Raw genomic sequence first — 24791 nt, 5'->3', positions numbered from 1 at the left:
TTGGGGCTCTGTTAATAATGGTTTAAATAGACTTTAAACCGCAATAGGTTTGGTCTGTACGGTTTTAATAGTGACAAAAATTTTAATAAATGACTTTGGAGAAATGCAGCATGAATTTTTTTAGAACACTTGTTTTAGCATTAGCCTTGTTTTACCCAATCGCATCTATGGCAGAACTGAGTGATGATGACCATATGCGTTATACCGAGGCTTTGCGTGATGGTAATGTGAAGCTTGTTAAAAAGTATTTGGATACCAATGCTAAACCAAATGACAAGTTTTTCGGCTGGTCTGCATTACAAATTGCTGCAACTAAAGGTCAGCTCAAAGTTGTTGAGTTGTTGATTGAACGTGGTGCTGATCTTAATTATCAACATCCGATCAGCAAAAACACAGCTTTTCATATGGCAGCGTTTGGCGGTTATTCAGATGTCGTGAAATTGCTAGCGGCTAAAGGTGCTGACGTTAATATCAAAATGCGTGCTGATGTTTCTATTATTCGTGCCGTACGTGATGAAGGTAATCCAAAAATGGTAGAGTTGTTGACTTCACTTGGCGTAAGAGATGATGGCTGTTTAGAAGAGAAGTGTTTCTAGTCACTTGAACTTGATATCTTGGCACTGGTCATTATAGGCTGGTGCTATAGATAGCTTGGTAGTTGTAAGTTTGATTATTTGTAGTGGTGTTCCTAAAAAAAAGATGCAGAGCCCATGAAAACATTTATTCTAAATTTTATACTGATATCCTCAGTTGTTTTGCCCATACCGGGCAGGGCGGCTGAGGATTTTGTTTATCCAGCGCAGGGTTTGCATACCCGAACATTGGCAGCATCTTGTGCGGCATGCCATGGTACTAATGGCAACGCGGTAAAAACCAATGCTGAGTTCGATGCCACCGCTATTGCGGGCTTAGATAAAGCCTACATAGAACAGCGCTTGATTGATTTCCGCACTGGGGTGCGCCCAGCCACGGTGATGCACCGGCACGCGAATGGCCTGACGCTGGATGAAATTAAGCAACTTGCCGACTACTTCTCACGTCAGAAACCTGAGAAACACACCATGCCAGAACCACAAATGCTAAAGGCGGTGCAGGATGAATAACACAGCTGATTTCAATCGCCGTGATTTTATTAAAACTGCCGGGGTTTTGGGTGCAAGTGTATTGGGTGCCTTGGCGTTTACCCCACATGCAGTCGCGATGGGCAAAAAACCACCAATAGGTCGTGTGGTTGTGATTGGTGGCGGCTATGCCGGTACCAGTGCCGCTAAATACATTCGTATGTGGAGCATGGGCAGTATTGAAGTGGTGGTGATTGAACCGTCACCACAGTTTGTATCCTGCCCGCTGAGTAACTTAGTACTAGGTGGCAGCCAGCAGATAAGTGACCTGACTTTTGGCTATGATATGTTGAAAAAACATCATGGCATACAGTGGGTACAAGATACCGTGACCGCGGTGAACAGCGATGCTAAAAAAGTGATGATGCAGCGCGGTGAAATCACCTATGACCGTTTAATCGTTGCGCCAGGTGTAGATTTTATTTACGACCGTTTGCCGCAACTGCAAACTGCTGAAGCACAAAAGCAGATTCCCCATGCATGGAAAGCCGGCTGGCAAACCGTTAATTTGCGCCAGCAGTTAGAGTCTATGCCCAATGGTGGTGTCTTTGTGATCACCATCCCCCAAGCGCCATACCGTTGCCCACCCGGGCCTTATGAGCGCATTTGCCAAGTGGCTTATTATTTGAAAGCACATAAGCCTAAAAGCAAGATTATTGTGCTGGATGCGAATGCTGAAATTATCTCTAAAAAAGGCCTCTTTACTAAAGTATGGGCTAACAACTACGCAGGCATGATTGATTACCGCCCTGATAGTGCAATTGTTTCCGTAGATGTACAAACTAAAACCGTGAGTACTGAGTTTGAGCAGGTAAAGGCGGATGTGTTGAATGTAATTCCTCCGCAGCGGGCGGGTAAGCCGGCACAGATGGCAAACTTGCTCGCGTCTGATTATCCGTGGTGCGAGGTTGATTTTTTAAGTTATGAGTCTAAAACCGTCGCGAATGTGCATGTGGTTGGCGATAGCGTCGCCTCAGGCTTGCCAAAATCCGCGCATATGGCAACGTCGCAGGCGCGGGTTTGTGCGAGTGCGATTGTGGAGTTGATGCAGGGTAGGAGTCCAGACCCCGCACCAGTATTTGCCAACACCTGTTACAGTTTTGTTGATGACAAGCAGGCAATGCATGTAGCGAATGTATATCGATACGATGCGGCAAAAAAAATCATGGTATCGGCGGAAGGGGGCGGTGTATCGCCTGCCCCTTCAGATAAAGAGGGCGCTTATGCTAAGGCTTGGGCACACAATATATGGTCCGATGTGCTGACTTAACTTGCTGTTGCCATCTGCGGTAAGTCAATAATATTCAAAAGTGCTTCATGCTTTGGGAGTTGTTATTTTTACAGTTAGAAAAAACATAGTATTGCTCGCTGGCTTGACTGTACTTGCCGTGCAGTCAGCTTTCGCTGCTGATCTGGCTGATATTCGGTTGCCTGATGGTTTTAAAATTGAGGTGTTCGCAGATTTTAATACTAAAAACGGTGCGCAGTTATCTGGCCTTAGGATGATGGCACTGGATGCAAAGGGTAATCTGTATGTGTCTACCGTCGGCAGCAATCGTGTTGTCATGTTGCCAGACCGTAATCATGATGGCGTTGCTGATGAGGCGATTACTGTTGCGCAGAACCTCAATGCACCTCAAGGGCTGGCGTTTGTAGGTGGTAGCTTGTTAATTGCCAATCAAGATGGCGTGGTGCGTGTGGCGCACGAGCGTGAAGGCTGGTCTAAACCACAAGCTTTTATTACTAACCTCCCTACAGGTGGGCATACACTTAAAAATATTAAGTTAGGGCCAGATGGTTTTTTGTATATCAACGTAGGCTCGAGTTGTAATGTTTGTGTAGAAAATGAACCGATGCGAGCGACGATGCTCAGATACACCCTTGAAGGTAAGCCAGCGGGAGCATTAACAACCTTGGGGCGTCACCAGCAGTCTGCTATATTTGCACGCGGTTTACGTAATTCACAAGGGTTTGCATGGCACCCGTTGACTGGCGCGATGTACGCGACTAATAATGGTGCGGATAACCGCAGCGGCATACTAGGTGGTGCAGTAAATGATGAGTTACCGCCTGAGCATTTAAATAAGATTGAGGCAGGTAAACATTATGGCTGGCCTCATTGTTGGGGTGGGAGTAAGGAAATTGGTACGCAGTTTGAAGACCCTAACTTTAAAGGGGCTGCCGGTTTCTGTGATACCACACAAGCGCCTGCAGTCAGTTTTAAAGCACATACCACCCCTATCGGCATTGCCTTTTTAGATAAAACCAATTGGCCGTCAGCTTATAAAACAGACGCAATCGTGGCCTTACATGGTTCATGGAACCGTAAACAGCCCGCTGGTTATCAGCTAGTTAGAGTAAAATTCAAGGCTAATGAGCCGCTGGCAGTGGAAGATTTTGCAACCGGCTGGCTGTCTAATCAACAAGCGTGGGGTCGGCCTGTTGATGTTTTAGTCGGTGCGGACGGTGCGCTTTATGTATCGGATGATAAAGCGAATGCCATTTACCGTATTAGTTATAAATTTAAGTAGGATAACTGAATGAAGAAGAGTGTAATTAAATTAATCGCGCTGTTGGCCGCCATAGGCAGCAGTGTAAACGTGTATGCTGCAGAGCCTGCCGATAATAAGGTTTCATCCAAGTTGTTGATGTATATTCAGCCTGTTGATTATACAAACCCAATCAAACTTTGGCATCCGTATCAAGATTACTGGTTTTACCAAGGCCCCGTCGTTGAAAAAGTTGTCGTGCCAAAGCTTACGGCTGCATACGGCGATGTGACGGTCTGTGATGCAAATCAATCCGGTAAAGCTTTGCTCTGGGTGCAGCCTGAGCTATTTTACAACCCACAAGTACAGATGTTTTATGCAGAAGTGACGGCTAGTGCTTATAAAGGCGTCGGCGAACATCTGGCTACTTATGTTGGCCGCTCTCAAGTGCATGGCGTACTAGGCATTCAGCCTGAATCTTGGATAAAGAAAGCTTATACGCTTGCCGTTGATGATATGGTAGCTAAAATGCAGGCAGATAAAGCTTTGCAAGCCTATGTGAACGGGCCAGCACAAGTTGGCAATACGCCTTGTAGTATGGTGACTTTGTTTCCAACACCTAAAGTGAGAGCGATGGGGTTCTAGCAGCATGCTGTTGCATCAGCTGTGCGTTGAGTGCATTTTTTTTGGGGATTAATATGATAAGAAAATATATAAAATTAAGCGCGTGGCTGATGGCTGGCCTACTGATAGCTGGGTGCCAATCTACAAAATCATTGACCTACGCCGCGAAGAAAATCACAGGACTAAAGACACCAGAATCTGCGGTGCAGGCAAAAGACGGCAGAATATTTATTTCTGAGATTAATGAGTTTGGTAAAAATGGCGATGGCCGAATCAGTGTGGTGGATCAGCGTGGGAATGTCACCGTATTTGCCAGCAACTTAGATGACCCTAAAGGCTTGGCTATCATTGGCGATAATTTATATGTGGCCGATAAAACCAAAATACTTAAAATTAACGCTAAGGGGCAGATGAGTGTATTTGTGGCGCCAGAGGCATTTCCAAATGTGCCGCTTTTCTTAAATGACCTTGAGGCAGACTTGCAAGGCAACTTGTATGTAAGCGATAGCGGCGATTTATTCAACACAGGTACAGGCGGCGCGATTTATAAAATCACTCCGCGTGGCGAAGTGATTTTATTGATTAAAGATACGCAAGACTCACGCGTAAAAGCGCCTAATGGCCTGCTTGCCGACGATACTGGCAATAATCTAATTTATGTAGATTTTAGTTCTGGCGTGTTGTACAGCTTAAATACATCTACTGCAGAACTATCAGACCTAGCAGAAGGCTTTGGTGGTGGTGATGGGGTGGTACACCACTCTAGCGGTGTGATGTATGTGAGTGATTGGAAAAATGGCAAAGTATTTAGCGTTAATATGATGGGGGATGTTTCCCTAATCAAAGCGGGCTATCAATCTGCGGCAGATATCGCCATCACAAAAGATGAACGCTATTTATTGGTGCCGGATATGAAAGCGGGAGAGTTAGATTTCATCGCGTTAGATGGCGCTAAACCTGTACCTGCATCGCATCATTATTAGTCGTAAGGAATCGTGGCTATTGCGGTTGAATAAACAAGCGCCAGCAACAAACTAACCAGTACCAAGTTAACAAGGTTTATGAACGGAAAGTATCAATGCAAGAGTTAAGGCAGGCAGCGCTTGGCTGCTTGGCTGAATGTCAGCTTATACAAAAAACCAGCGCAGTCACCGCGCTGTATCAATCTTGGCAGTCAGGTGCGTTGGCGCTGGATGTAGAATGTGAGTTGATGTCCACTCAGCCTATTCCAGGCCGCCCAGAGCGACCGGTATTAGTTTCTCCTCTAGAAGTAGGTAAGCGCTCAATGCGCACAGAGGAGGGGCGCGCCGGCTTGATTCATGCTTTGGCACATATCGAGTTTAATGCGATCAATTTGGCCTTGGATGCCATTTGGCGCTTTGCCGGTATGCCGCAGCAGTATTACGCGGATTGGTTAAAAGTGGCGGCTGAAGAGGCTTATCATTTTGGTTTGCTTAATGCGCATCTGCAAACGCTAGGTTACCAGTATGGTGATTTTACTGGCCATGATAGCCTATGGGAAATGGTGGCACGTACGCAAGATGATGTGCTGGCAAGAATGGCGCTGGTGCCACGCACTATGGAGGCACGTGGTTTAGATGCCAGCCCTGCCTTGAGAAATAAATTTGCGCAAATTGGCGATGTTGCCATGGCGGGTATTCTGGATATTATCCTGCGCGACGAGATTGGCCATGTTGCGATTGGCAATGTCTGGTTTAATTGGTTGTGCAGTAAGCGCGAATTAGAGCCGATAGCCACTTATGCCACACTGGCTGAGCAGTACAGTGCGCCAACCTTGCGTAAGCCTTTTAATTTAGAGGCTAGGCGCAAAGCAGGCTTTACTGAGGCCGAGCTGGCACTGTTGTGATTTACTAGCTGGCGAATAAATTAATCACGCCATCTAAGCCCATGTGGTTGAGTGCATAGCTTGCCTGCGCTTGTACCACTGGTTTTGCATGGTAAGCAATCCCAACCCCTGCAACAGACATCATTTTCAGGTCGTTTGCACCATCGCCGATGGCAATGGTTTGTGTTGCGCTCAGGCCTAAACGATCACGCAGTTTCACTAACTCGTCCGCTTTGGTTTGTGCGTCCACAATATTGCCTAAAATCTTACCTGTGAGCTTGCCATCGATAATTTCTAATGTATTGGCAACTGCGTAATCCAGCCCTAACATGGCTTTTACCCGGTCTGCAAAGAAGTTAAAGCCGCCAGATACCAATAGTGTAGTGATATTGTTCGCTTTGCAGTTGTCTATCCACTGCTGGGCACCAGGATTGAGTTGCAGGCGCTCGTTCAGCACGCGCATCAGGTCAGACTCTTGCAAGCCTTTAAGTAAAGCCACACGCTCCCGCAGGCTTTGTGCAAAGTCTAGCTCGCCTTGCATGGCGCGCTCAGTAATAGCGGCTACTTGCGGCTTTAAACCGACCATGTCCGCAATTTCATCAATGCACTCAATGCTGATCAAGGTTGAGTCCATATCCATGACGCATAAACCATAGTGTTGAATCAGCTGGTCGTTTCCTACATAAGCGCAGTCTATATTTTGTTCTGCGCAAAATTGCTGAACGGATGGGTTTATTTCAGACTGGTTGGCCAGGTAGTAGCCATGTTGCGCGATTTGAACAAATTGCACGCTAGAGGCGCAGAGTTGGTGAATATGAGCTAAATGTGCAAAAGTAATGGCCTTGCCTTGAACAACTAAACGCATAAGTAAACAATCTGAACGTAAAGTTTTATTATACACTCGACTATCCACTTCATTAATGGCATCAACTTACATTACTTTGCTAGCGCATTTCTCTGAATTGCGAGAAAATGTGCATAACCTTTAAATCGAGCTATTTTTATGAATTTGCATGAGTATCAAGCGAAAACACTACTTCAAAAATACGGCATTCCAGTGCCTCGTGGTCAAGTTGTTGCAGTTGCGAAAGAAACGGTAAGCGTCACTACCGAAATCGCCAGCGATGGCTGGGTTGTGAAAGCACAAGTGCATGCTGGCGGCCGTGGTAAAGCTGGCGGCGTCAAAGTGGTGAAGTCTGCTACTGAAGCGCAGAATGTTGCGGGTGAGTTGTTAGGCAAAACGCTAGTTACTTATCAAAATGCACCAGATGGACAACCAGTGAATCAAGTGTTGGTTGAGGAAACACTGCCTATCGCACGTGAGCTTTATTTATCTATGTTGGTCGATAGAACATTAGAGCGCGTGGTGGTGGTGGCGTCAGTGGCAGGTGGCATGGATATTGAAGAAATTGCGCACACTAGCCCAGAAAAAATCTTGCAAGAAGTCTGCGATCCACTCAATGGTTTGGTGGATTTTCAAGCTCGTAATTTAGCCTTTAAGCTCGATTTAAGCGGTGACCAAATTGGCGCGTTTACTAAGCTGTTAAAAGGTTTATACCGCTTGTTTAAAGACAACGATTTAGCCTTGCTGGAAATTAACCCATTGGTGGTGACAACTGACGGCAAACTCTATGCGTTAGATTGCAAAATGAGCGTTGATGATAATGCTTTGTATCGTCAAAAAGCTTTAGCAGAGCAACGTGACTGGAGCCAAGAGGACAGTAAGGAAGCGGTTGCGCATCATGCCGGCTTAAACTATATCGCGCTGAACGGTAATATTGGCTGTATGGTCAACGGTGCAGGTCTTGCCATGGCGACTATGGATTTGATTAAGCTACATGGCGGTATGCCTGCTAACTTTTTGGATGTAGGCGGTGGTGCCACGGCGGAAACGGTAGCCAAGGCGTTCAAAATTATCTTAGCTGACAGCAATGTAAAAGCAATTTTAGTGAATATTTTTGGCGGTATTATGCGTTGCGATATTATCGCGGAAGGCATTATTACCGCGGTGCGAGAAGTAGGTATGCAAATTCCTGTGATTGTGCGTTTAGAAGGTACGAATGTGGATTTAGGTAAAAAAATGTTACAAACAAGCGGGCTTAATATTATTTCGGCTGAAGGTTTAACTGATGCTGCACAGCAAGCAGTAAAGGCGGTGGTAGCATGAGTATTTTAGTGAATAAAAATACCAAAGTGCTATGCCAGGGGTTTACTGGTAAACAAGGTACTTTCCACTCCGAGCAAGCGCTGGCTTACGGCACACAAATGGTCGGTGGCGTTACGCCGGGTAAGGGCGGCCAGTTACATTTGGGCCTACCAGTATTTAACACCATGCGTGATGCGGTGCGTACTACAGGCGCAAATGCCAGTGTGATTTATGTGCCGCCTGCATTTGCAGCAGACTCCATTTTAGAAGCTAGTGATGCAGGCATTGAACTGATCATTTGTATTACTGAAGGCATCCCTGTTTTAGATATGTTAAACGTTAAAGCCGCATTAAAAGCCAATGGCACGCGTTTAATCGGGCCAAACTGCCCGGGCGTGATTACACCGGATGAATGCAAAATCGGCATTATGCCAGGCAGTATCCATTTGCGCGGCAAAGTTGGCGTGGTGTCGCGCTCAGGCACGCTTACTTATGAGGCGGTGCATCAAACCACAGCATTGAATTTAGGGCAAAGCACTTGTGTCGGTATTGGTGGCGACCCGATCAAAGGCCTTAACTTTATTGAGTGCTTAGAAATGTTCGAAGCCGACACTGAAACCGAAGCCATTATTATGGTGGGTGAAATCGGTGGCTCAGATGAAGAGGCGGCGGCCGAGTTTATTAAGAGCAATGTGCGTAAACCAGTAGCTGCGTATATCGCAGGCCAAACTGCGCCAGCGGGCAAACGCATGGGTCATGCGGGGGCGATTATTTCTGGCGGTAGCGGTAAAGCCGCAGACAAGATTCGTGCCTTGGAAATTGCAGGTGCAGTAGTTGCAAGCTCACCTGCAGGCTTGGGCGAGGCTGTGCTGGCAGCGATGCGTCAAAAAAACCTTTGATTTAGAGAGCGATTACTTAGTGAAACCTATGCAAACATTGGCTATACGCTTATTTACCCTATTGCTCACAGGTTTGTTAGCAGCGCCGCTGGCTTATGCAGCAGAGGATATTGCCTATTTGCTGACAGCAGCTTCAAAGGGTGATGTAGCCACAGTCAATGCCATGCTGGCGAGTGGCGCTAATCCTAATATTAAAGATGAAGAGGGTATTACCGCGTTGATGTATGCTGCGCGTAAGGATAACGCGGATGTCGTCGCTGCGCTTGTTGCCAAAGGCGCCAATATTAATGCGAAGGACAACGATGCTTGGACTGCTTTAATGTATGCGGCGAAAAAGAATCATGTTGCTACAGTCAAAAAGCTACTGGAGCTAGGTGCAGATTCTGCCGCTAGAGATGGTGCTGGCTGGAGTGCTTTTGGCTTGGCTGCCTCTTCTGGATATTCTGCAACCGTAGCCTTGCTGGTTAAGTACGGTGCTGATGTCAATATTAAAAGCGACGATGGCAAAACAGTATTAATGCACGCGGCTAAAAGCGGTGATGTTGAAACAGTGCGAGTATTGCTGGAAAACAAAGCCGATGTCAGCATGCAGGATAGCTTTGGCATTACAGCAATGATGATTGCTGCACGTGAAGGGCATGCGCCAGTCGTAGATTTTTTACTTAAACATGGTGCGCAGATCAATCAGAAAGACTCAACCAAGTGGACTGCGCTGACTTGGGCAGTAAAAAAAGCAAAAATTGAGGTGGTACGAGTGTTGGTGATGGCCGGCGCTAATGTGAATAACCTTGATTCACAAGGTACACCATTGCTACATATCGCAGTTGATAATGGTGATGCTGAAATGGTGAAATTGCTACTTGATCACCATGCAAAAGTGAAAGCTAAAGATCAGTATGGATTAACGGCTTTGGTGTATGCGCTCAAGGGGCAGCATACTGAAATCGTTAAATTGATTAAAGATGCTGGCGGTAGCTATTGATGCCTAGGCGATTTGTTTTATCTAAATTAAAGTAGTCATTCATCAATGAAAATTGCAATCGCGCAAATCAATTGTATTGTCGGAGACTTAGCTGGCAATGCAAAAAAAATCGTTTCTTATGCTGCTATGGCTAAAGAGCAGGGCGCAACTTTAGTGGTAACGCCCGAGCTTTCCTTATGTGGTTACTCTCCTGAAGATTTACTATTACGTCCAGATTTTCTGCTGGCTTGTGAGGATGCACTAGCTGCGCTTGCCAAGCAATTGCCAGATATTACAGTGATTGTGGGGCATCCGCATCAACAGGGCGATCAGTGCTTTAACGCGGCCTCAATCCTAGAAGGTGGCAGCATTGTCGCCACTTATCATAAGCAAGCGTTGCCAAATTATGGCGTGTTTGATGAAAAGCGTTATTTCACACCGGGCTCTGAGGCGCTGGTGTTTAATCATTGTGGTGTTAAGGTTGGTCTTTTAATTTGCGCTGATGTCTGGGAGCAAAAGCCGGCATTATTGGCAAAAGTAGCAGGCGCTGAACTATTAATTGCGATGAATGGCTCACCCTACCATATGAAAAAACAAAGCACCCGATTTGAGGTGTTAAGACAGCGTGCTTTAGAAAACAACCTGCCAGTGGTTTATGTCAACATGGTTGGTGGTCAGGATGAATTGGTATTCGATGGCGCTTCTTTCGTATTAAATGCGCAAGGCGAGTTGGTTGCCGAGCTAGATGCATTTGAGTCGCAGCTGGAACTAGTAGAGTTTGAGCAAGCCCAGCCTATCTATGGGGAAATTACACAAAGCCAGTCACTTGAAGCAACGGTGTATAAAGCATTAAAATTGGGCTTGGCTGACTATGTGAATAAAAATGGTTTTCCCGGTGTGGTCATTGGCCTGTCTGGTGGTGTGGACTCTGCACTCACGTTGGCACTGGCGGTGGATGCTATTGGCGCGGATAAAGTGCATGCTGTCATGATGCCATCGGAGTTTACTGCGGATATTAGCGTGAATGATGCGCGTGAAATGGCAGACCTTGCTGGCGTAGAGTACAGCGAGATTGCAATTAAGCCGTTGTACGACAGTTATTTAAGTGCATTATCTCCGCAGTTTGGGGATAGGCCGTTTGACGCGACAGAGGAGAATCTGCAGGCGCGTATTCGCGGTATGCTCTTGATGGCAATATCCAATAAATTTGGCAGCATCGTGGTGACAACCGGTAATAAGAGCGAAATGGCTGTGGGTTATTGCACGCTTTATGGTGACATGGCAGGCGGCTTTGCTTTATTGAAAGATGTCCCTAAAACCTTGGTTTATCGCTTATGTGCTTATCGTAATCAGCTCTCTAGGGTGATTCCTGAGCGTATCATCACGCGGCCACCTTCTGCAGAGCTGAGGGCTAATCAGGTGGATCAGGACAGCTTGCCGCCTTACGACGTGTTGGATGGCATTATTGAAGCTTATGTCGAAGATGACTTATCTCGGGCGGATATTGTTACGCTAGGCTACCCGATTGCAGATATCAATCGGGTGATTGCCATGATTGACCGTAATGAGTATAAACGCAGACAGTCGCCAGTGGGGGTGCGTATCACAGACAAAGGGTTTGGTAAGGACAGACGTTACCCGATTACTGCGAAGCTAAACGAATATTGGAAAACTAGATTAAACTAGGCTAATATGAAATCAGCATCGATTGATGTTGGGAAGCGTCACTGCAGAATTTAAAGAAAATGCATCAAAGCTGTCATCAATACAATTATAAAAGTTAAATACTATTAGGAGTTTGCCGGTATGAAAAAAATCGAAGCGATTATTAAGCCATTCAAATTAGATGAAGTGCGTGAAGCGTTATCTGAAATTGGTGTAAATGGTTTAACCGTGACAGAGGTTAAAGGCTTCGGTCGTCAAAAGGGGCATACAGAGCTATACCGTGGCGCTGAGTATGTGGTTGATTTCCTGCCTAAAATTAAACTAGAGTTAGTGGTTGCGGATGCAATTGTTGAGTCTGCTGTTGATGCCATTATTAATGCTGCACATACTGGCAAAATCGGTGATGGTAAGATTTTTGTAAGTAATGTAGAGCAAGTGGTACGTATCAGAACTGGTGAAACAGGCGAGGCAGCTGTTTAGCGCTAAGCTGGGCAATGCGGCGCATAAGGGCGTATCTTTGCTCTTATTGCTGCACTTGCCCTGCAATCTGGCACATGGTGTAATCGTTGTTTCATGATTGTAGCTCCGCTTAAGCTCGTCTAGTTGATGCCCGTCATTTTTAAAACTATCCTGTTACTTACCATTTCTAACGTATTTATGACGTTTGCGTGGTATGCCCATTTAAAAAATCTCAATAACAAGCCTTGGATAATTGCCGCGCTGCTTAGCTGGGGTGTTGCGCTCTTTGAGTATTTATTTCAGGTGCCGGCAAACCGCATTGGGTTTACCGTGATGTCGCTCGCGCAGCTGAAGATATTGCAAGAGGTCATTACCTTAGCGGTATTTGTCCCATTTGCGGTTTTTTATATGCAACAGCCAATGAAGCTGGATTTTCTATGGGCAGGGCTGTGCTTGATGGGAGCCGTTTATTTCATGTTTAGGGCGTGATGCGCGTTGCATTTTAAACAGTCACATTGCATTTAGCCCGTTTTGGTGTTTAACCAATCTATAACCCCTAATCCGGCGCTACGGCCAGACGCAAAGCAAGCTGTGAGCAGGTAGCCACCAGTGGGAGCCTCCCAGTCTAGCATTTCTCCTGCACAGAACACGCCAGGTAAGTTCTTTATCATCAGGTGTTCATTTAAGCATTCAAAATTAACCCCGCCTGCGCTGCTGATGGCCTCATCAATCGGGCGTGTTGAGGTCAGCTTGAGCGGCAACGCTTTAATTGCGTTGCTAAGCTTAACTGGCTGCGTATAGTCTTCTGCGGATACCAATTCTCGCAATAAGCCAGCTTTAATGCCTTTGATGCCAAGTCGACTTTGGAGGTGGCTCGATAGCGAGCGCGAGCCGCGTGGGTGGCTTACGTCAGCCAGTACCTGCGCTAGCGATTTGTCAGGGAGTAAATCTAAATATATGGTGGCTTCACCGCAGGTGTCTATCGTGTTGCGGATATTGGCAGAAAGTGCATAAATTAAGCCGCCTTCTATCCCATTTTGCGTAATCATGCATTCGCCTTGTTTGCGCTGGGCTTGTTTGTGTTCATCCAATATTGATATTGCAATTGTCTTAAGCGGGTAGCCAGCAAAGCGAGAGGTGAAGTGCTCGCTCCAGTGTGTATTAAAGCCGCAATTGGCTGGCTTTAATGGAGATACTGGTATGCCATGATCGCTAAACAGGTTTACCCATGTGCCGTCGGACCCTAGTTTGGCCCAGCTGCCACCACCTAAGGCAAACACCACTGCATCCGCCTCACAGGCAGTGGCTCCATCAGGTGTGCTGAACGCTGGTTTGCCGTTGTCCCAGCCTGTCCAGCGGTGACGCACATGAAAGTTAACGCCAGCTTCACGTAAGCGATGTAACCAGGCACGTAATAACGGCGCTGCTTTCATCTCTGTTGGAAATACACGCCCGGAAGAGCCGACAAAAGTATCAATGCCTAACCCATGTATCCATTTACGCAGCGCTTGTGGGTCCATGGTATCTAGTAGTGGTGCAATCTGTGTTTGGCGTGTGCCATAACGCGCGAGAAACGGTGCTGGCGCTTCAGAATGGGTGATGTTCATGCCACCTTTGCCTGCCATTAGAAATTTACGGCCTACGCTTGGCATCGCGTCGTATAAATCTACGTGGATGCCTGCTAGGCTTAAAGTTTCTGCAGCCATGAGCCCTGCGGGGCCGCCACCAACGATGGCAACTTTAGGCGATTTCACAATGTTAGATGAATTTGTCACGATTAAATGCTGCTGAAAGTTAGGCTAAATAGCTAATCTCACATTGTAAGGCTAGTTAAGTTTTATGGGGATGGGAGTTTCTCAATCAGCAATCAATGAGATGACTGAATGAGCGTCCAGCCAGTTAGTAGCCCAGATTGAAACCCAAGTCAACATTGTAACTTGAGCCTAAGTCTTAAGTCGTAACCGATACTAGTACCCGAGTAGACGAGCACTTTGGTAGAAGATAAAGCTAACAACCCATGCTAGACCTAAAGACCAGGCAATCGATAGCCACATAAATGCGGTGCTTTTTGATTCATTTTTAATCGTGGCAATCGTAGATAGGCAAGGGGTGTAAATCAAGGTAAACAGCATAAAGCTTAATGCCTGTACCCAGTCGATTTGCGTTGCCATTTGTGCCATAAGCGCATCGCCTTGCAGGCCATAAATAACCGCCAGTGCACCCACCACAATTTCTTTAGCAACAAAGCCAAAAATTAAGGCAATCGCAAGCTCGTGATTAATCCCGATCGGGTCTAGTATTGGCGTAAAGAATACGCCGATTTGGCCTGCGTAGGTGTCGATACTTGCAGGCGCTACATTGCTGGGGAAATTGGTCAATAGCCATACTAGCACTACACCCAGTACGATAAATTTGCTTGCACGGTTTAAAAAGTGCTTTACTTCATGCCAGCCGCGCAAAACAATCTGGCGCGGAGTAGGGAAGCGGTAAGGCGGCAGCTCTAAAATAAAGGGCTCAGTATTTTTATATTGGTTTTGAAATAAAAGCGCGGTTAAAAACATAGTGAAGAAACTCATCACGTATAGCGAGAACAAGATTAACGGTGCTTTGCTTGGGCTAAACAGCGCTGCAATCATAAAGATAAACACTTGCATTCTGGCAGAGCACAATGACAGCGGTATCACCAGCATGGTGAGCAGGCGCATGCTACGTGAGCGCATGATGCGCGTACCCATAATCGCCGGCACGTTACAGCCAAAGCCCATCAGCATCATGACAAAGCTGCGCCCATCCAGGCCCATTTTTGCCATGATGGCATCCATGAGAAACGCTGCGCGTGACAAATAGCCGCTGTCTTCTACCATGGACATCACTAAGAAGAATAAGATAATAATCGGCACAAATGCGGCAACCGTGGCTACGCCATTGTAAATGCCATCCAGCATCAGGCCGCTTAACCATGTGGGAGCGTTGGTAAATAGCGGGTTTAGTAGCTCAGTGCGCAATAGGTCTAATAGCCAGGCCAAGCCATCCTGTATTGGAGCACCTACTGCGAAGATAAATTGGAACAGTAGAAACATCGCAGCAAAAAATAGCGGTAAACCCAGCCATTTGTGCAATAACACTCTGTCTATTTTGTCTGTCACATCGTCCGTGAGCGTAGTTGGAATCTGTACATGCTGCTGAATCAGCTCATGCATTTCATCCTCAATCTCATGCTCTTCTTTTAGCATGAGGCCAATGCTCTGCGGGTTGGTGGTTGTGTCTTGCTGATTAATCATAGCGGTGGCGGCAGCTAACGCTTTTGGTAAGCCGTCGCCATATTTTGCACTAATCTGAATAACTGGCAGACCTAAGGTTTGGCTTAAGCCATCTACGTCAATTGTAATGCCTGCGCGTTTTGCCTCATCAGCCATGTTGAGCGCAAGCACAATCGGAAAGCCCAATTTCTTAATTTGCAGCAGTAGCGATAGCTGGCGGTCAATTTGGGTGCTATTGAGTAGTACCACCAGTAAGTTAACTGGATTGCTGGTGATGAAGTGTCTAACGACTTGTTCATCCTCGGAGAAGCCATGCAGGTCATAAATACCTGGTAAATCAATCAGCTCTACTATATTGCCGCCAAGCAAGATTTTGGCGCTTAGTAAGTCGACTGTAATGCCTGGCCAGTTACCCACGCGCGCAGAAGCACCGCTAATGCGATTGAATAGCGTGGATTTTCCAGTATTTGGCATACCGAGTAACGCAATACGCTTCATTTATTTAACTTTATATTGCGTTGATTTGAATACGGTCAGCTTCAGTGGCACGCAGAATGACATCTGTTGTGCCAAGGCGCACATGGATCGGACCGTTAAAGCTGGCACGACGCATAATGCTTAAAGGCTTGCCTACGCGAAATCCCAGCGCCGTGAGGCGATGAAACAATGAGTCTTCAGCTTCTATCGCTGAGATAACCGCACGTTGACCAGCTTTTAATTGTGATAAAAATTGCATATAGATTGAAGGATGCATTTTATAGATGATAACAATTCTTATTATCGCATAATTTAAGAGAAATTGCAGGCAGTCGTCGAAAAATAACGCGCAGCATAAAAAGGTCGTACAGATAAAAAAGGCTCCATCACTGGAGCCTTTTTAACAGCCTTGTAATTACTTGCTAATATCGATTTTTGCTTTAGCGCGTAAGTCGCTCATTAATTTTTCTAGGTTACGTTGTTGCAGATTTTTTTGTAAGCCATCTTTTAGTTTCTCGTAAGGCAGTGGCTGCGCAGGACGTGTGTCTACAAGCTTAATTACATGCCAGCCAAATTGCGTTTGCACCGGGCTGTTTGATGTTGCGCCTTTTTGTAAGTTAGCTACTACATCGCTAAATGGTTTTACCATGGTTGCTGGTGAGAACCAGCCTAAATCGCCACCTTTTTCTTTAGAGCCAGGGTCTAATGATTTTTCTTTGGCAAGTTTTGCAAAATCGCCACCTTTGCCTAGTTGAGCAATGATGTCTTTAGCTTCCGCTTCAGTTTTAACTAAAATATGACGTGCGCTATATTCTTTATCACCATATGCGGTTTTGTATTTCTCGTAAGCCGCTTTTGTATCTGCGTCTGAAACCGGATGTTTTTTAACATAGTCTTGCAGGAAAACGCTAGTCAGTAGTTTGCGACTACCCAGCTCTTCGCGCGCTTGGAAGTCAGGTTGTTTATCTAGGCCTAGCTTTTGCGCTTCTTGATATACCAGCTCAGAGCTAACAAGCTCATCAATAATTGCTGCTTTAGTGTTGGCGTCGATTTTTTGGCCGTTAGCAGTCACATCTTTGACGATTACATCATAGAGTGATTGTTTAACAGGCTTGCCATTCACTGTTGCTAGCGCATCAGCGGCAAATGCTGATGGAGTCATCGATAAAATAGCAACGGCAATTAATGTTTGTGTTAATTTCATTAGTAAAACATCCTTAAGTATTAAATTTAGGTAATAAATTTGTGACGTATTTTAAACTTCATCTGTTGCAATTGCATGAATGCTGAGTGCGTGAATCTTGTGCGGTATTAAATCTGCCAGCGCCTGATACACAAGGCGATGACGCATTATCTGTGATTTGCCGCAAAAATGCGAGCTGGTGATATTGAGCTTGTAATGTCCACCACCGCCATTGCCCTGATGGCCGGCATGTAGCGCGCTTTCGTCTATTAAATCCAGCGCAGTAGGGGTTAACGCCTGTAAACGTGCTTTGATTAGATCAATCATTTTTAGATTATTAATGCTCAGTAAGTGATACTTAGGGTAGTGTTTTTCTAAAAGGTTTCACTGTGACTTGATGATAAACACCAGCGGTAACGAATGGGTCTTGATTAGCCCAAGTGGTGGCTTCTTCCAGACTTGCAAATTCGGCTACAATTAAACTACCTGAGAATCCAGCTGGGCCAGGGTCTGTACTGTCTATGCTAGGAAAAGGGCCAGCAAGTAGCAGACGGCCTGCATTTTGCAAGTCTTGCAGGCGGCTAAGGTGCTCGGGTCGTGTTGCCAAGCGTTTTTCTAAGCTGTTAGGCGTATCTTCGGCCATGATTGCATACCACATTATTGTGCATCCCCTTTGTCGTCTTCTTTTGGTAGGTACTTACTGATCATCATGGTTTGCAAAATAATAAAGCCAAACATAATGCCGGTAATGCCGAATAGTTTGAAGTTTACCCAAGTATCTTGTGAGTAGTTAAACGCCACATAAAGGTTGATAAAGCCTAGTGCGGTGAACAGCAGGGCCCAGGCAACGTTAAGGGCTGACCAAACATTATCTGGCAATTTAACCTGCTTTTCCATTAGGCTACGCATCGGATTTTTCTTAAAAAAGAGCTGGGAAATCAGCAAGCCCGCTGCAAATAGCCAGTATAAAATGCTGGGCTTCCATTGTATAAAGGTAGGGTCTTTCAGTAATAAAGTGGCGCCGCCAAACACGGTGATGATTACACCGCTGAGTAAGAGCATTTTTTCGACCACGCCATGTTTGATTTTGACATAGACAATCTGCGCGATTGTGGCAACGATGGCCACGGCGGTTGCAGTGAAAATACCAAAAAATTTGAAAGCAACAAAAAACAAAATAACGGGGAACAAATCAAACAGAAACTTCATATTCACTCTTTGTAAATAAAAACTTAGCGACCACGGGTGCCAAACAATACTTTGGCTCGATGTGCTATTTTGCTATTATAGTTACTCGTCTGCAAGGCGTAATTTTAGTTGATGTGAAATACATGAAGCGTTTTAATCAGGTATTTTCTTAGGGGTTGAGCTGGCGCAAGCTGTTGATGACCAATGGTTTAATGATAGATTTACATTCACACTCCAATATTTCTGATGGTTTACTTTCTCCAACCGAGCTTGTTGCACATGCGGCGCAACACGGGGTAAGTGTGCTTGCGCTCACCGACCATGATGATATAAGCGGCCTACCCGAGGCGCGACAGGCGGCTAGCTTGCATGGTATTCAATTAATCCACGGCGTGGAAATTTCAGTGACATGGAAAAAACGCACCTTGCATATCGTTGGCTTAAATGTCGATGTGGAAAATGAGGCGCTCAAGACTGGATTGGCTGCTGTACGCCAAGGTCGCTTGGAGCGCGCTAAGCAGATGTCGGCTGGACTAGAGAAGTCTGGTATTCATGGAAGTTTTGAGTGGGCTTCTGCCCGCGCGGGGCAAAGCATACTGACACGTATGCATTTCGCACGCTTTCTGGTGGAGCATCAGTATGCCAAAGATACAAAATCGGTATTTAAAAAGTATCTAGTCAAAGGCAAGCCCGGTTTTGTTGACCACCAATGGATGGATTTAGAATCAGCCGTGAGTTTGATTGTTAATAGTGGGGGCGAGGCCGTTCTCGCGCATCCTGGGCGTTATGATATACGCCGCACCAATATGTTGTTGCTACTTGAGGAGTTTAGAGGGCTGGGCGGCACGGCGATTGAGGTGGTGACGGGTAGCCACACCGGCGCGCAGTATGTTGAATATGCAAAATATGCACAATTATTCGGTTTAAAGGCATCTCAAGGTTCTGATTACCACGGTAAAGGTATCAGCTTTATGGAAATGGGGCGTTTGCCTGCATTGCCCAGTGGATGCATCCCCGTGTGGCAAGATTGGCCTCATGTGCGGTTGCCATCCGATCCGTCACCAATAGAAAATTAGGGATACATGTCACAATTTTTTAATATTAATTTAAGTAACCCTCAGGCACGTCTAATTGCACAAACCGCGGATATTTTACGTAAAGGTGGCGTGATTGTTTACCCTACAGATTCAGGCTATGCCTTGGGGTGTATGCTTGGGCACGCAGATGCGCAGGCACGTATTCGTCAGATACGGGCGGTAGATGATAAACATTTATTCAGTTTGATGTGCCGTAACTTGGGTGAGTTAGGTAACTACGCGGTGGTGAGTAATAGCCAGTTTCGGCTACTGAAAGCCAATACGCCAGGTGCTTACACTTTTATCCTGAATGCTACGCGTGAAGTGCCGCGTAAATTACAGCATCCCAAACGCAGTACCATCGGCATCCGCGTACCGCAGCATCCTGTGGTGCAGGCTTTGCTAGAGGCAATTGATACGCCATTACTTAGCATGACCTTGAGTTTACCTCATGAAGAGGATGTGTCTATGATGGCACCATGGGAAATTCGTGAGCGCTTGGAGCATGTGGTGGATTTAGTGATTGAGGTAGAGCATTGCGAGGCTGGCGCGACTACCGTGATTGATTTAACCGGTGACACTCCTGTGCTGGTGCGTGAAGGTTTGGGCGACTTAAGCCCGTTTTCTTTTTAACCGTGGTAAGTGTAATTGGGGTAAATAAGATTTTGATTGATTGGGTTAATCATCTGCCCAAAATACATACCCGCAACATATTCCCAATACATACCTAGAGTAGAGCGATTTATGGAACTAACCATCATACAAAAAATAGTAGTTTATGCATTGCCCGTGATTTTTGCCATTACCGTGCACGAAGCTGCGCACGGCTATGTGGCAAAGTATTTTGGCGATATGACGGCTTTTAATGCCGGGCGCATTACGCTTAATCCGTTAAAGCATATTGATCCGTTTGGTACAGTTGTGCTGCCAGCGTTAACCATTATGCTGGGCGGTATTTTGTTTGGCTGGGCTAAACCTGTCCCTGTGGATTTTGGGCGTTTGCGTAATCCTAAGAAAGACATGCTGTGGGTGGCGGCGGCGGGGCCAGCTTCAAACTTTGTCATGGCTGTGTTCTGGGTGCTCGCGCTGAAATACGCTGCGTTCGCCCCCGACGCGATTGCTTACCCAGTCTCGTTAATGGCTGAAGCCGGCATCAAGATTAATTTGGTTTTAATGGTACTTAATTTATTGCCGTTGCCGCCGTTGGATGGCGGGCGTATTGCCGTGAGTTTGTTGCCGTACCGACTGGCGCGTCCGTTTGCCAGAATAGAGCCATATGGTTTTGTTATTTTAATCGTACTTTTATTTACTGGCGTACTGGGTAGTATCCTGCAGCCGTTAATTAGCCTAGTAGGCGGATTGCTGAGCAATCTTTTGTAAGCACTGGGTGATTGGCTTTGCCAGCATAGTTAGTATAATAAGCACATATTTAATTTAGGGTTTTTCATCACATGGCAATAGAACGCGTTTTATCGGGCATGCGCCCTACAGGCAATCTGCATTTAGGGCACTATAACGGTGTGTTGAAAAACTGGATACGCTTGCAGCATGAACACGAGTGTTTGTTTTTTGTTGCCGACTGGCATGCGTTAACTACGCACTACGATACGCCAGAGGTGATTGAAGAAAGCGTGTGGGAAATGGTGATTGACTGGTTAGCCGCCGGTGTAGACCCAGCAAGTGCGACTATCTTTATCCAATCTCGCGTACCAGAGCATGCAGAGTTACACACATTACTCTCGATGATTACTCCTTTGAGCTGGCTAGAGCGCGTGCCTACCTATAAAGACCAGCAAGAAAAGTTATCAAGTAAAGACTTATCAACCTATGGCTTTTTAGGTTATCCATTACTGCAAAGTGCCGATATCTTAATCTACAAGGCAACACAGGTGCCTGTAGGTGAAGACCAAATTCCGCATATTGAATTCACGCGTGAGATTGCGCGTCGCTTTAACCATATTTACGGCAAAGAAAAAGGTTTTGAAGAAAAAGCTGAAGCCGCGATTAAAAAACTAGGCAGCAAACGTGGTTCGCTCTATCAGGAAATGCGTACTGCTTATCAGCAAAGTGGCGACGAAGAAGCCTTGGAAACAGCACGTGCGATGATTCAAGAGCAACAAGGCATGAGCATGGGCGATAAAGAGCGTTTGCTGGGTTATCTTGAGGGCGGTGGCAAAATGATTTTGATCGAGCCAGACTACAAGTTAACACCGGCATCAAAAATGCCAGGTTTAGATGGCCAAAAAATGTCTAAATCGTACAACAACACGATTTCATTACGTGAAGATGTAGATAGCGTTGCTAAAAAAATCAAAACCATGCCGACAGACCCTGCGCGTATTCGTCGCACTGATCCAGGTGATCCGGCAAAGTGTCCAGTATGGCAGTTGCATGAAATTTACTCAGACAAATCTACCCAAGATTGGGTGCAATCTGGCTGTCGAGGCGCAAGCATCGGCTGTATTGAGTGTAAGGGCCCAGTGATTGAGGGTGTGCTTAAAGAGCTAAAACCGATTCAAGAACGTGCTGCAGAGTATGCAGAAGACCCAACCTTAGTGAAAAACATTGTTGCTGATGGTTGCGAGCGTGCAAGAAAGCTAGCGCGTGAAACCATGCGTGATGTGCGTGATGCGATGGGGTTGAATTATAGCTAGCGCTATATGGTGATAGAGGCCCAGCGCAATGCAAAAATTAAGGGTGAGGAATTCACAACCCTCCCCAAAGATTTATATATTCCGCCAGATGCCTTGGAGGTTTACCTAGAGGCCTTTGAAGGCCCGCTGGATTTGTTGCTGTATTTAATCCGTAAACATAATTTAGATATTCTAGATATTCCGATGGCGGACTTAACCCGTCAATACGTGCAGTATGTAGAAAAAATGCGGGCAATCAAGCTGGAACTGGCCGCGGATTATTTGCTGATGTCGGCGATGCTGATTGAAATTAAATCACGCATGTTATTGCCTAAACCAGCAGAAATCGCAGAAGAAGATGACCCGCGTGCTGAACTAGTGCGACGCCTGATGGAGTATGAGGCCATCAAGCTTGCAGCGCAGAGACTGGATGAGATGCCGAAAGTTGGTGATGGTATTAGCGTTGCCAGTGCCTATTTTGAACAAATCAGTTTAGTGAAGCCACCGGAAGTCAGCTTAGTTGACCTGACTGAGGCGTGGCGTAATGTGCTGAAGCGGGCTAGCCACTTTCAGCATCATAAAGTAGGGCGTGCTGAGCTTTCTGTGCGAGAGCATATGAGCCTGATTCTTCGTCGCCTACAATCTGCACGCATGCTGGAATTTACCGAACTGTTTGATATCGCCCATGATGGTATTCCAAAATTAGTGGTATGTTTTTTAGCGATATTGGAGCTTGCACGCGAAGGTTTATTGCGTATTACTCAGCAGCAGGCTTTTTCACCGATATATGTACAAATCAACAGCGATGAGTGAAGCCAGTAATATTCGTGAATTGAAAAATGTGCTGGAGGCAGCCTTGCTGACCTCACATCAGCCATTGTCTTTAGATGACATGCTGCGCTTATTTACTGAGCGCATGGAGCGTGCAACGCTGCGCATGCTGCTCGATGAATTAAAGCAGGATTGGGCAGAGCGCACCATGGAATTGGTGCAGGTGGCTTCTGGCTATCGTTTTCAGGCGCGGGAAAAATATACGACTTATTTAATGCGTCTGCATCCAGAAAAACAGGTGAAATACTCGCGTGCGGTGATGGAGACCCTCGCGATTATTGCTTATCGCCAACCCGTAACGCGCGGTGATATTGAAGAGATTCGAGGTGTGGCCGTTAACCCTAATGTGATGCGTCAGTTACAAGAGCGTGATTGGGTTGATGTGGTTGGTCAGCGCGAGGTGCCGGGCCGCCCCTCTTTATATGCAACCACTAAGCATTTCTTGAATGACTTTAACTTACGTTCTTTGGATGAGTTGCCGGCGATGGAAGTATTTGTGCAGCCTGGGGCGTAACAATCGCATCTAAGTAAACATGCCAGACTGCTTTATTTTTTTGCGATTTGATTGCAAATTGCAAAACAGTCAGCCAAGCTAAAGTCGGCAAACCTAGTCACTTAATCTCAATAAAATAATCTTGATATTGCAACCCTAAGTGCCGATATCACTGTCATCACTGGTGATAAATCTATTTTATCTACTGCGATTTACTTTATCTGCGGTAAAATTGCAATATTCAATCAAATTAGCGAATTATCATGGCACGTCCTTTTAAGCAACAACGCGATCCGCAACGTCCTGTACGCAGACCAACTACCAATTTCACACCGCTTGCTGTAGATCCAGATGCGCCAGCTGTACCAACGCAACGCTTGCACAAGCTATTGGCATTGGCGGGCTTAGGTTCGCGTCGCGACATGGAAGAGCTGATTGCCAGCGGCCGTGTGACCGTTAACGGTAAAGTTGCCGAGGTAGGTGCAGGCGTGACTGAGCATGATGTGGTACGTTTAGATAGCCGCCCATTACGTTTGCCGTTTGAGCCTGAGTTACCGCAAGTATTGATTTACCATAAACCTGAAGGTGAAATCGTGAGCCAGGACGACCCGGAAGGTCGTGCGAGCGTGTTTGATAAATTACCAAAAGTGAAACATGGTAAATGGATTGCCATTGGCCGTTTGGATATGAATACCAGTGGCTTATTGATATTCACAACTTCAGGTGAGCTAGCAAACCGATTTATGCACCCACGCTATGAAGTAGAACGTGAGTATGCAGTGCGTATTTTTGGTGAATTGACAGAAGGTCAAATCGCACAGCTTAAAGAAGGTATCGAACTGGAAGATGGCCCAGCTAATTTTGATAGCATTATCCCGCAGGGCGGAGAAGGCGCAAACCACTGGTATCAGGTGATTCTGCGTGAAGGCCGTAACCGTGAGGTGCGTAGGCTGTTTGAGGCGTTTCAATTACCTGTAAGCAGACTAATGCGCGTGCGCTTTGGCCCGGTGAACCTACCTCCACGTGTTAAGCGCGGTAAAATGCTGAAGCTGGAACAAAAAGAAGTTGTCGGTTTATTAGAATGGGCAGACTTGCCCGTACCAAAAGCACCGTTACGCCAATTAACACAACGCGAGAAATTAAAATCAACCGCGGTGTTTACGCCAAAAGTACGTAAGCAACGTGTTAGTGCGTTGGATAGGCCACCGCGTGATGCCGCTGAAGGCGATGCTAAGGGCTATCGTGGTAAACCGGATTCAGCACGTGGTACAGCTGCTAAGAAACCCGCACCAAGAAAACCAGCAGCTAATCGTCGTGTGCGCCAGACCAGTGATTTAAACGCGCCACAGATGCAGAAGAAAAATGATAGGAATCGGGGCAGAGGTTAATAGTTACTTTGTCGGATGCCTTCTAATGTAGAATCCTGTACTCAATAAATAA

The 24791-nt window shown here is 46.1% G+C and carries 28 protein-coding genes; 20 read left to right on the top strand and 8 right to left on the bottom strand.

The annotated features are described in order from the left end of the window. The first annotated feature begins 110 nt into the window (after window positions 1-110). The 7 genes from C3Y98_RS12605 to C3Y98_RS12575 all read left to right on the top strand — a co-directional run bounded on the left by C3Y98_RS12605 (window position 111) and on the right by C3Y98_RS12575 (window position 6101). Window positions 111-596, top strand: coding sequence for an ankyrin repeat domain-containing protein (locus C3Y98_RS12605; protein WP_135279040.1), 486 nt, complete (start codon window positions 111-113; stop codon window positions 594-596). 114 nt (window positions 597-710) lie between these two features. Next, on the top strand, window positions 711-1103 hold the full coding sequence (locus tag C3Y98_RS12600) for a c-type cytochrome (protein WP_135279038.1): 393 nt from the start codon (window positions 711-713) through the stop codon (window positions 1101-1103). Beyond that, window positions 1096-2391 (top strand): NAD(P)/FAD-dependent oxidoreductase, encoded by a 1296-nt coding sequence (locus tag C3Y98_RS12595; protein WP_135279036.1) that lies wholly within the window; start codon window positions 1096-1098, stop codon window positions 2389-2391. Before C3Y98_RS12600 ends, C3Y98_RS12595 begins: the two co-directional genes overlap by 8 nt. A 118-nt stretch (window positions 2392-2509) precedes the next feature. Continuing rightward, entirely contained in the window at window positions 2510-3652 is a 1143-nt protein-coding gene (locus tag C3Y98_RS12590) for a PQQ-dependent sugar dehydrogenase (RefSeq protein ID WP_245234381.1), read from the top strand. A 9-nt stretch (window positions 3653-3661) separates the two neighbouring features. Next, entirely contained in the window at window positions 3662-4255 is a 594-nt protein-coding gene (locus C3Y98_RS12585) for a hypothetical protein (protein ID WP_135279032.1), read from the top strand. 53 nt (window positions 4256-4308) lie between these two features. Further along, window positions 4309-5217: an SMP-30/gluconolactonase/LRE family protein gene (locus C3Y98_RS12580; RefSeq protein WP_135279030.1), complete on the top strand. Its 909-nt coding sequence runs from the start codon at window positions 4309-4311 to the stop codon at window positions 5215-5217. Window positions 5218-5312: 95 nt separating this feature from the next. Further along, a complete protein-coding gene (locus C3Y98_RS12575) occupies window positions 5313-6101 on the top strand; it encodes a ferritin-like domain-containing protein (RefSeq protein WP_135279028.1) in 789 nt (262 codons plus the stop codon). A 4-nt stretch (window positions 6102-6105) separates the two neighbouring features. Here C3Y98_RS12575 and serB read toward each other — a convergent pair whose 3' ends face one another. Further along, the gene (gene serB / locus C3Y98_RS12570; RefSeq protein WP_135279026.1) at window positions 6106-6945 is read right to left on the bottom strand and encodes a phosphoserine phosphatase SerB; all 840 of its coding nucleotides are present in this window, start codon (window positions 6943-6945) and stop codon (window positions 6106-6108) included. Window positions 6946-7083: 138 nt separating this feature from the next. Here serB and sucC point away from each other — a divergent pair, with 138 nt between their 5' ends. The 6 genes from sucC (at window position 7084) to C3Y98_RS12540 (ending at window position 12699) form a co-directional block, all read left to right on the top strand. After that, window positions 7084-8247, top strand: a complete 1164-nt coding sequence (sucC, locus tag C3Y98_RS12565; RefSeq protein WP_135279024.1) for an ADP-forming succinate--CoA ligase subunit beta — start codon at window positions 7084-7086, stop codon at window positions 8245-8247. Then, window positions 8244-9125 (top strand): succinate--CoA ligase subunit alpha, encoded by an 882-nt coding sequence (gene sucD, locus C3Y98_RS12560; RefSeq protein WP_135279022.1) that lies wholly within the window; start codon window positions 8244-8246, stop codon window positions 9123-9125. The genes sucC and sucD overlap by 4 nt, the downstream gene beginning before the upstream one ends. Before the next feature lie 28 nt (window positions 9126-9153). Continuing rightward, complete coding sequence (locus tag C3Y98_RS12555) at window positions 9154-10107, top strand: ankyrin repeat domain-containing protein (protein ID WP_135279020.1); 954 nt, start codon at window positions 9154-9156, stop codon at window positions 10105-10107. Window positions 10108-10152: 45 nt separating this feature from the next. Further along, window positions 10153-11772: an NAD+ synthase gene (locus tag C3Y98_RS12550; protein ID WP_135279018.1), complete on the top strand. Its 1620-nt coding sequence runs from the start codon at window positions 10153-10155 to the stop codon at window positions 11770-11772. Window positions 11773-11892: 120 nt separating this feature from the next. Next, a complete protein-coding gene (locus tag C3Y98_RS12545) occupies window positions 11893-12231 on the top strand; it encodes a P-II family nitrogen regulator (protein WP_135279016.1) in 339 nt (112 codons plus the stop codon). A 126-nt stretch (window positions 12232-12357) separates the two neighbouring features. After that, window positions 12358-12699 (top strand): DMT family protein, encoded by a 342-nt coding sequence (locus C3Y98_RS12540; protein ID WP_135279014.1) that lies wholly within the window; start codon window positions 12358-12360, stop codon window positions 12697-12699. A 32-nt stretch (window positions 12700-12731) separates the two neighbouring features. On the opposite strand, the gene C3Y98_RS12535 is transcribed toward C3Y98_RS12540, so the two are convergent. From C3Y98_RS12535 to C3Y98_RS12505, 7 genes are all read right to left on the bottom strand, one after another. Continuing rightward, window positions 12732-13985, bottom strand: coding sequence for a TIGR03862 family flavoprotein (locus C3Y98_RS12535; protein ID WP_135279012.1), 1254 nt, complete (start codon window positions 13983-13985; stop codon window positions 12732-12734). A gap of 192 nt (window positions 13986-14177) precedes the next feature. Next, window positions 14178-15968 carry a ferrous iron transport protein B gene (feoB, locus tag C3Y98_RS12530; protein WP_135279010.1) on the bottom strand — a complete coding sequence of 597 codons (1791 nt, stop codon included), beginning with the start codon at window positions 15966-15968 and terminating at the stop codon, window positions 14178-14180. A gap of 10 nt (window positions 15969-15978) precedes the next feature. Continuing rightward, a complete protein-coding gene (locus C3Y98_RS12525; protein WP_135279008.1) occupies window positions 15979-16206 on the bottom strand; it encodes a FeoA family protein in 228 nt (75 codons plus the stop codon). A 156-nt stretch (window positions 16207-16362) separates the two neighbouring features. Beyond that, complete coding sequence (locus C3Y98_RS12520) at window positions 16363-17151, bottom strand: peptidylprolyl isomerase (protein WP_135279006.1); 789 nt, start codon at window positions 17149-17151, stop codon at window positions 16363-16365. 51 nt (window positions 17152-17202) lie between these two features. Beyond that, window positions 17203-17457, bottom strand: a complete 255-nt coding sequence (locus tag C3Y98_RS12515; protein WP_135279005.1) for a BolA family protein — start codon at window positions 17455-17457, stop codon at window positions 17203-17205. 31 nt (window positions 17458-17488) lie between these two features. Next, window positions 17489-17788, bottom strand: coding sequence for a YciI family protein (locus C3Y98_RS12510; protein WP_135279003.1), 300 nt, complete (start codon window positions 17786-17788; stop codon window positions 17489-17491). Further along, the gene (locus C3Y98_RS12505; protein ID WP_135279001.1) at window positions 17788-18339 is read right to left on the bottom strand and encodes a septation protein A; all 552 of its coding nucleotides are present in this window, start codon (window positions 18337-18339) and stop codon (window positions 17788-17790) included. The genes C3Y98_RS12510 and C3Y98_RS12505 overlap by 1 nt, the downstream gene beginning before the upstream one ends. 176 nt (window positions 18340-18515) lie before the next feature. Here C3Y98_RS12505 and C3Y98_RS12500 point away from each other — a divergent pair, with 176 nt between their 5' ends. From C3Y98_RS12500 to C3Y98_RS12470, 7 genes are all read left to right on the top strand, one after another. Next, window positions 18516-19394, top strand: a complete 879-nt coding sequence (locus C3Y98_RS12500) for a 3',5'-nucleoside bisphosphate phosphatase (protein ID WP_135279000.1) — start codon at window positions 18516-18518, stop codon at window positions 19392-19394. Between the two features lie 6 nt (window positions 19395-19400). Next, window positions 19401-20027, top strand: coding sequence for an L-threonylcarbamoyladenylate synthase (locus C3Y98_RS12495; protein ID WP_135278998.1), 627 nt, complete (start codon window positions 19401-19403; stop codon window positions 20025-20027). A 111-nt stretch (window positions 20028-20138) separates the two neighbouring features. Continuing rightward, complete coding sequence (locus tag C3Y98_RS12490) at window positions 20139-20774, top strand: site-2 protease family protein (RefSeq protein WP_135278996.1); 636 nt, start codon at window positions 20139-20141, stop codon at window positions 20772-20774. 71 nt (window positions 20775-20845) lie between these two features. Continuing rightward, window positions 20846-22048 (top strand): tryptophan--tRNA ligase, encoded by a 1203-nt coding sequence (locus C3Y98_RS12485; protein WP_135278994.1) that lies wholly within the window; start codon window positions 20846-20848, stop codon window positions 22046-22048. Window positions 22049-22054: 6 nt separating this feature from the next. After that, the gene (locus C3Y98_RS12480) at window positions 22055-22840 is read left to right on the top strand and encodes a segregation and condensation protein A (protein ID WP_135278992.1); all 786 of its coding nucleotides are present in this window, start codon (window positions 22055-22057) and stop codon (window positions 22838-22840) included. Then, entirely contained in the window at window positions 22833-23372 is a 540-nt protein-coding gene (gene scpB / locus C3Y98_RS12475) for an SMC-Scp complex subunit ScpB (protein ID WP_135279080.1), read from the top strand. Before C3Y98_RS12480 ends, scpB begins: the two co-directional genes overlap by 8 nt. 242 nt (window positions 23373-23614) lie before the next feature. Beyond that, a complete protein-coding gene (locus tag C3Y98_RS12470) occupies window positions 23615-24739 on the top strand; it encodes a pseudouridine synthase (protein ID WP_135278990.1) in 1125 nt (374 codons plus the stop codon). Window positions 24740-24791 lie beyond the last annotated feature (52 nt).

It is taken from the genome of Methylotenera oryzisoli (genome assembly GCF_004661485.1).
Classification (GTDB): domain Bacteria; phylum Pseudomonadota; class Gammaproteobacteria; order Burkholderiales; family Methylophilaceae; genus Methylotenera; species Methylotenera oryzisoli.
Note: the sequence above shows the minus strand (reverse complement) of the source record. Positions and strands in the feature narration are given on the sequence as shown.

Bases quoted from the DNA above. Each gene is read 5' to 3' on its own strand.
- C3Y98_RS12605 (WP_135279040.1), top strand. From the start codon at position 111: ATGAATTTTTTTAGAACACTTGTTTTAGCATTAGCCTTGTTTTACCCA.
- C3Y98_RS12600 (WP_135279038.1), top strand. From the start codon at position 711: ATGAAAACATTTATTCTAAATTTTATACTGATATCCTCAGTTGTTTTG.
- C3Y98_RS12595 (WP_135279036.1), top strand. From the start codon at position 1,096: ATGAATAACACAGCTGATTTCAATCGCCGTGATTTTATTAAAACTGCC.
- C3Y98_RS12585 (WP_135279032.1), top strand. From the start codon at position 3,662: ATGAAGAAGAGTGTAATTAAATTAATCGCGCTGTTGGCCGCCATAGGC.
- C3Y98_RS12580 (WP_135279030.1), top strand. From the start codon at position 4,309: ATGATAAGAAAATATATAAAATTAAGCGCGTGGCTGATGGCTGGCCTA.
- C3Y98_RS12575 (WP_135279028.1), top strand. From the start codon at position 5,313: ATGCAAGAGTTAAGGCAGGCAGCGCTTGGCTGCTTGGCTGAATGTCAG.
- serB (WP_135279026.1), bottom strand. From the start codon at position 6,945: ATGCGTTTAGTTGTTCAAGGCAAGGCCATTACTTTTGCACATTTAGCT.
- sucC (WP_135279024.1), top strand. From the start codon at position 7,084: ATGAATTTGCATGAGTATCAAGCGAAAACACTACTTCAAAAATACGGC.
- sucD (WP_135279022.1), top strand. From the start codon at position 8,244: ATGAGTATTTTAGTGAATAAAAATACCAAAGTGCTATGCCAGGGGTTT.
- C3Y98_RS12555 (WP_135279020.1), top strand. From the start codon at position 9,154: ATGCAAACATTGGCTATACGCTTATTTACCCTATTGCTCACAGGTTTG.
- C3Y98_RS12550 (WP_135279018.1), top strand. From the start codon at position 10,153: ATGAAAATTGCAATCGCGCAAATCAATTGTATTGTCGGAGACTTAGCT.
- C3Y98_RS12545 (WP_135279016.1), top strand. From the start codon at position 11,893: ATGAAAAAAATCGAAGCGATTATTAAGCCATTCAAATTAGATGAAGTG.
- C3Y98_RS12540 (WP_135279014.1), top strand. From the start codon at position 12,358: ATGCCCGTCATTTTTAAAACTATCCTGTTACTTACCATTTCTAACGTA.
- feoB (WP_135279010.1), bottom strand. From the start codon at position 15,968: ATGAAGCGTATTGCGTTACTCGGTATGCCAAATACTGGAAAATCCACG.
- C3Y98_RS12525 (WP_135279008.1), bottom strand. From the start codon at position 16,206: ATGCAATTTTTATCACAATTAAAAGCTGGTCAACGTGCGGTTATCTCA.
- C3Y98_RS12520 (WP_135279006.1), bottom strand. From the start codon at position 17,151: ATGAAATTAACACAAACATTAATTGCCGTTGCTATTTTATCGATGACT.
- C3Y98_RS12515 (WP_135279005.1), bottom strand. From the start codon at position 17,457: ATGATTGATCTAATCAAAGCACGTTTACAGGCGTTAACCCCTACTGCG.
- C3Y98_RS12510 (WP_135279003.1), bottom strand. From the start codon at position 17,788: ATGTGGTATGCAATCATGGCCGAAGATACGCCTAACAGCTTAGAAAAA.
- C3Y98_RS12505 (WP_135279001.1), bottom strand. From the start codon at position 18,339: ATGAAGTTTCTGTTTGATTTGTTCCCCGTTATTTTGTTTTTTGTTGCT.
- C3Y98_RS12500 (WP_135279000.1), top strand. From the start codon at position 18,516: ATGACCAATGGTTTAATGATAGATTTACATTCACACTCCAATATTTCT.
- C3Y98_RS12495 (WP_135278998.1), top strand. From the start codon at position 19,401: ATGTCACAATTTTTTAATATTAATTTAAGTAACCCTCAGGCACGTCTA.
- C3Y98_RS12490 (WP_135278996.1), top strand. From the start codon at position 20,139: ATGGAACTAACCATCATACAAAAAATAGTAGTTTATGCATTGCCCGTG.
- C3Y98_RS12485 (WP_135278994.1), top strand. From the start codon at position 20,846: ATGGCAATAGAACGCGTTTTATCGGGCATGCGCCCTACAGGCAATCTG.
- C3Y98_RS12480 (WP_135278992.1), top strand. From the start codon at position 22,055: ATGGTGATAGAGGCCCAGCGCAATGCAAAAATTAAGGGTGAGGAATTC.
- scpB (WP_135279080.1), top strand. From the start codon at position 22,833: ATGAGTGAAGCCAGTAATATTCGTGAATTGAAAAATGTGCTGGAGGCA.
- C3Y98_RS12470 (WP_135278990.1), top strand. From the start codon at position 23,615: ATGGCACGTCCTTTTAAGCAACAACGCGATCCGCAACGTCCTGTACGC.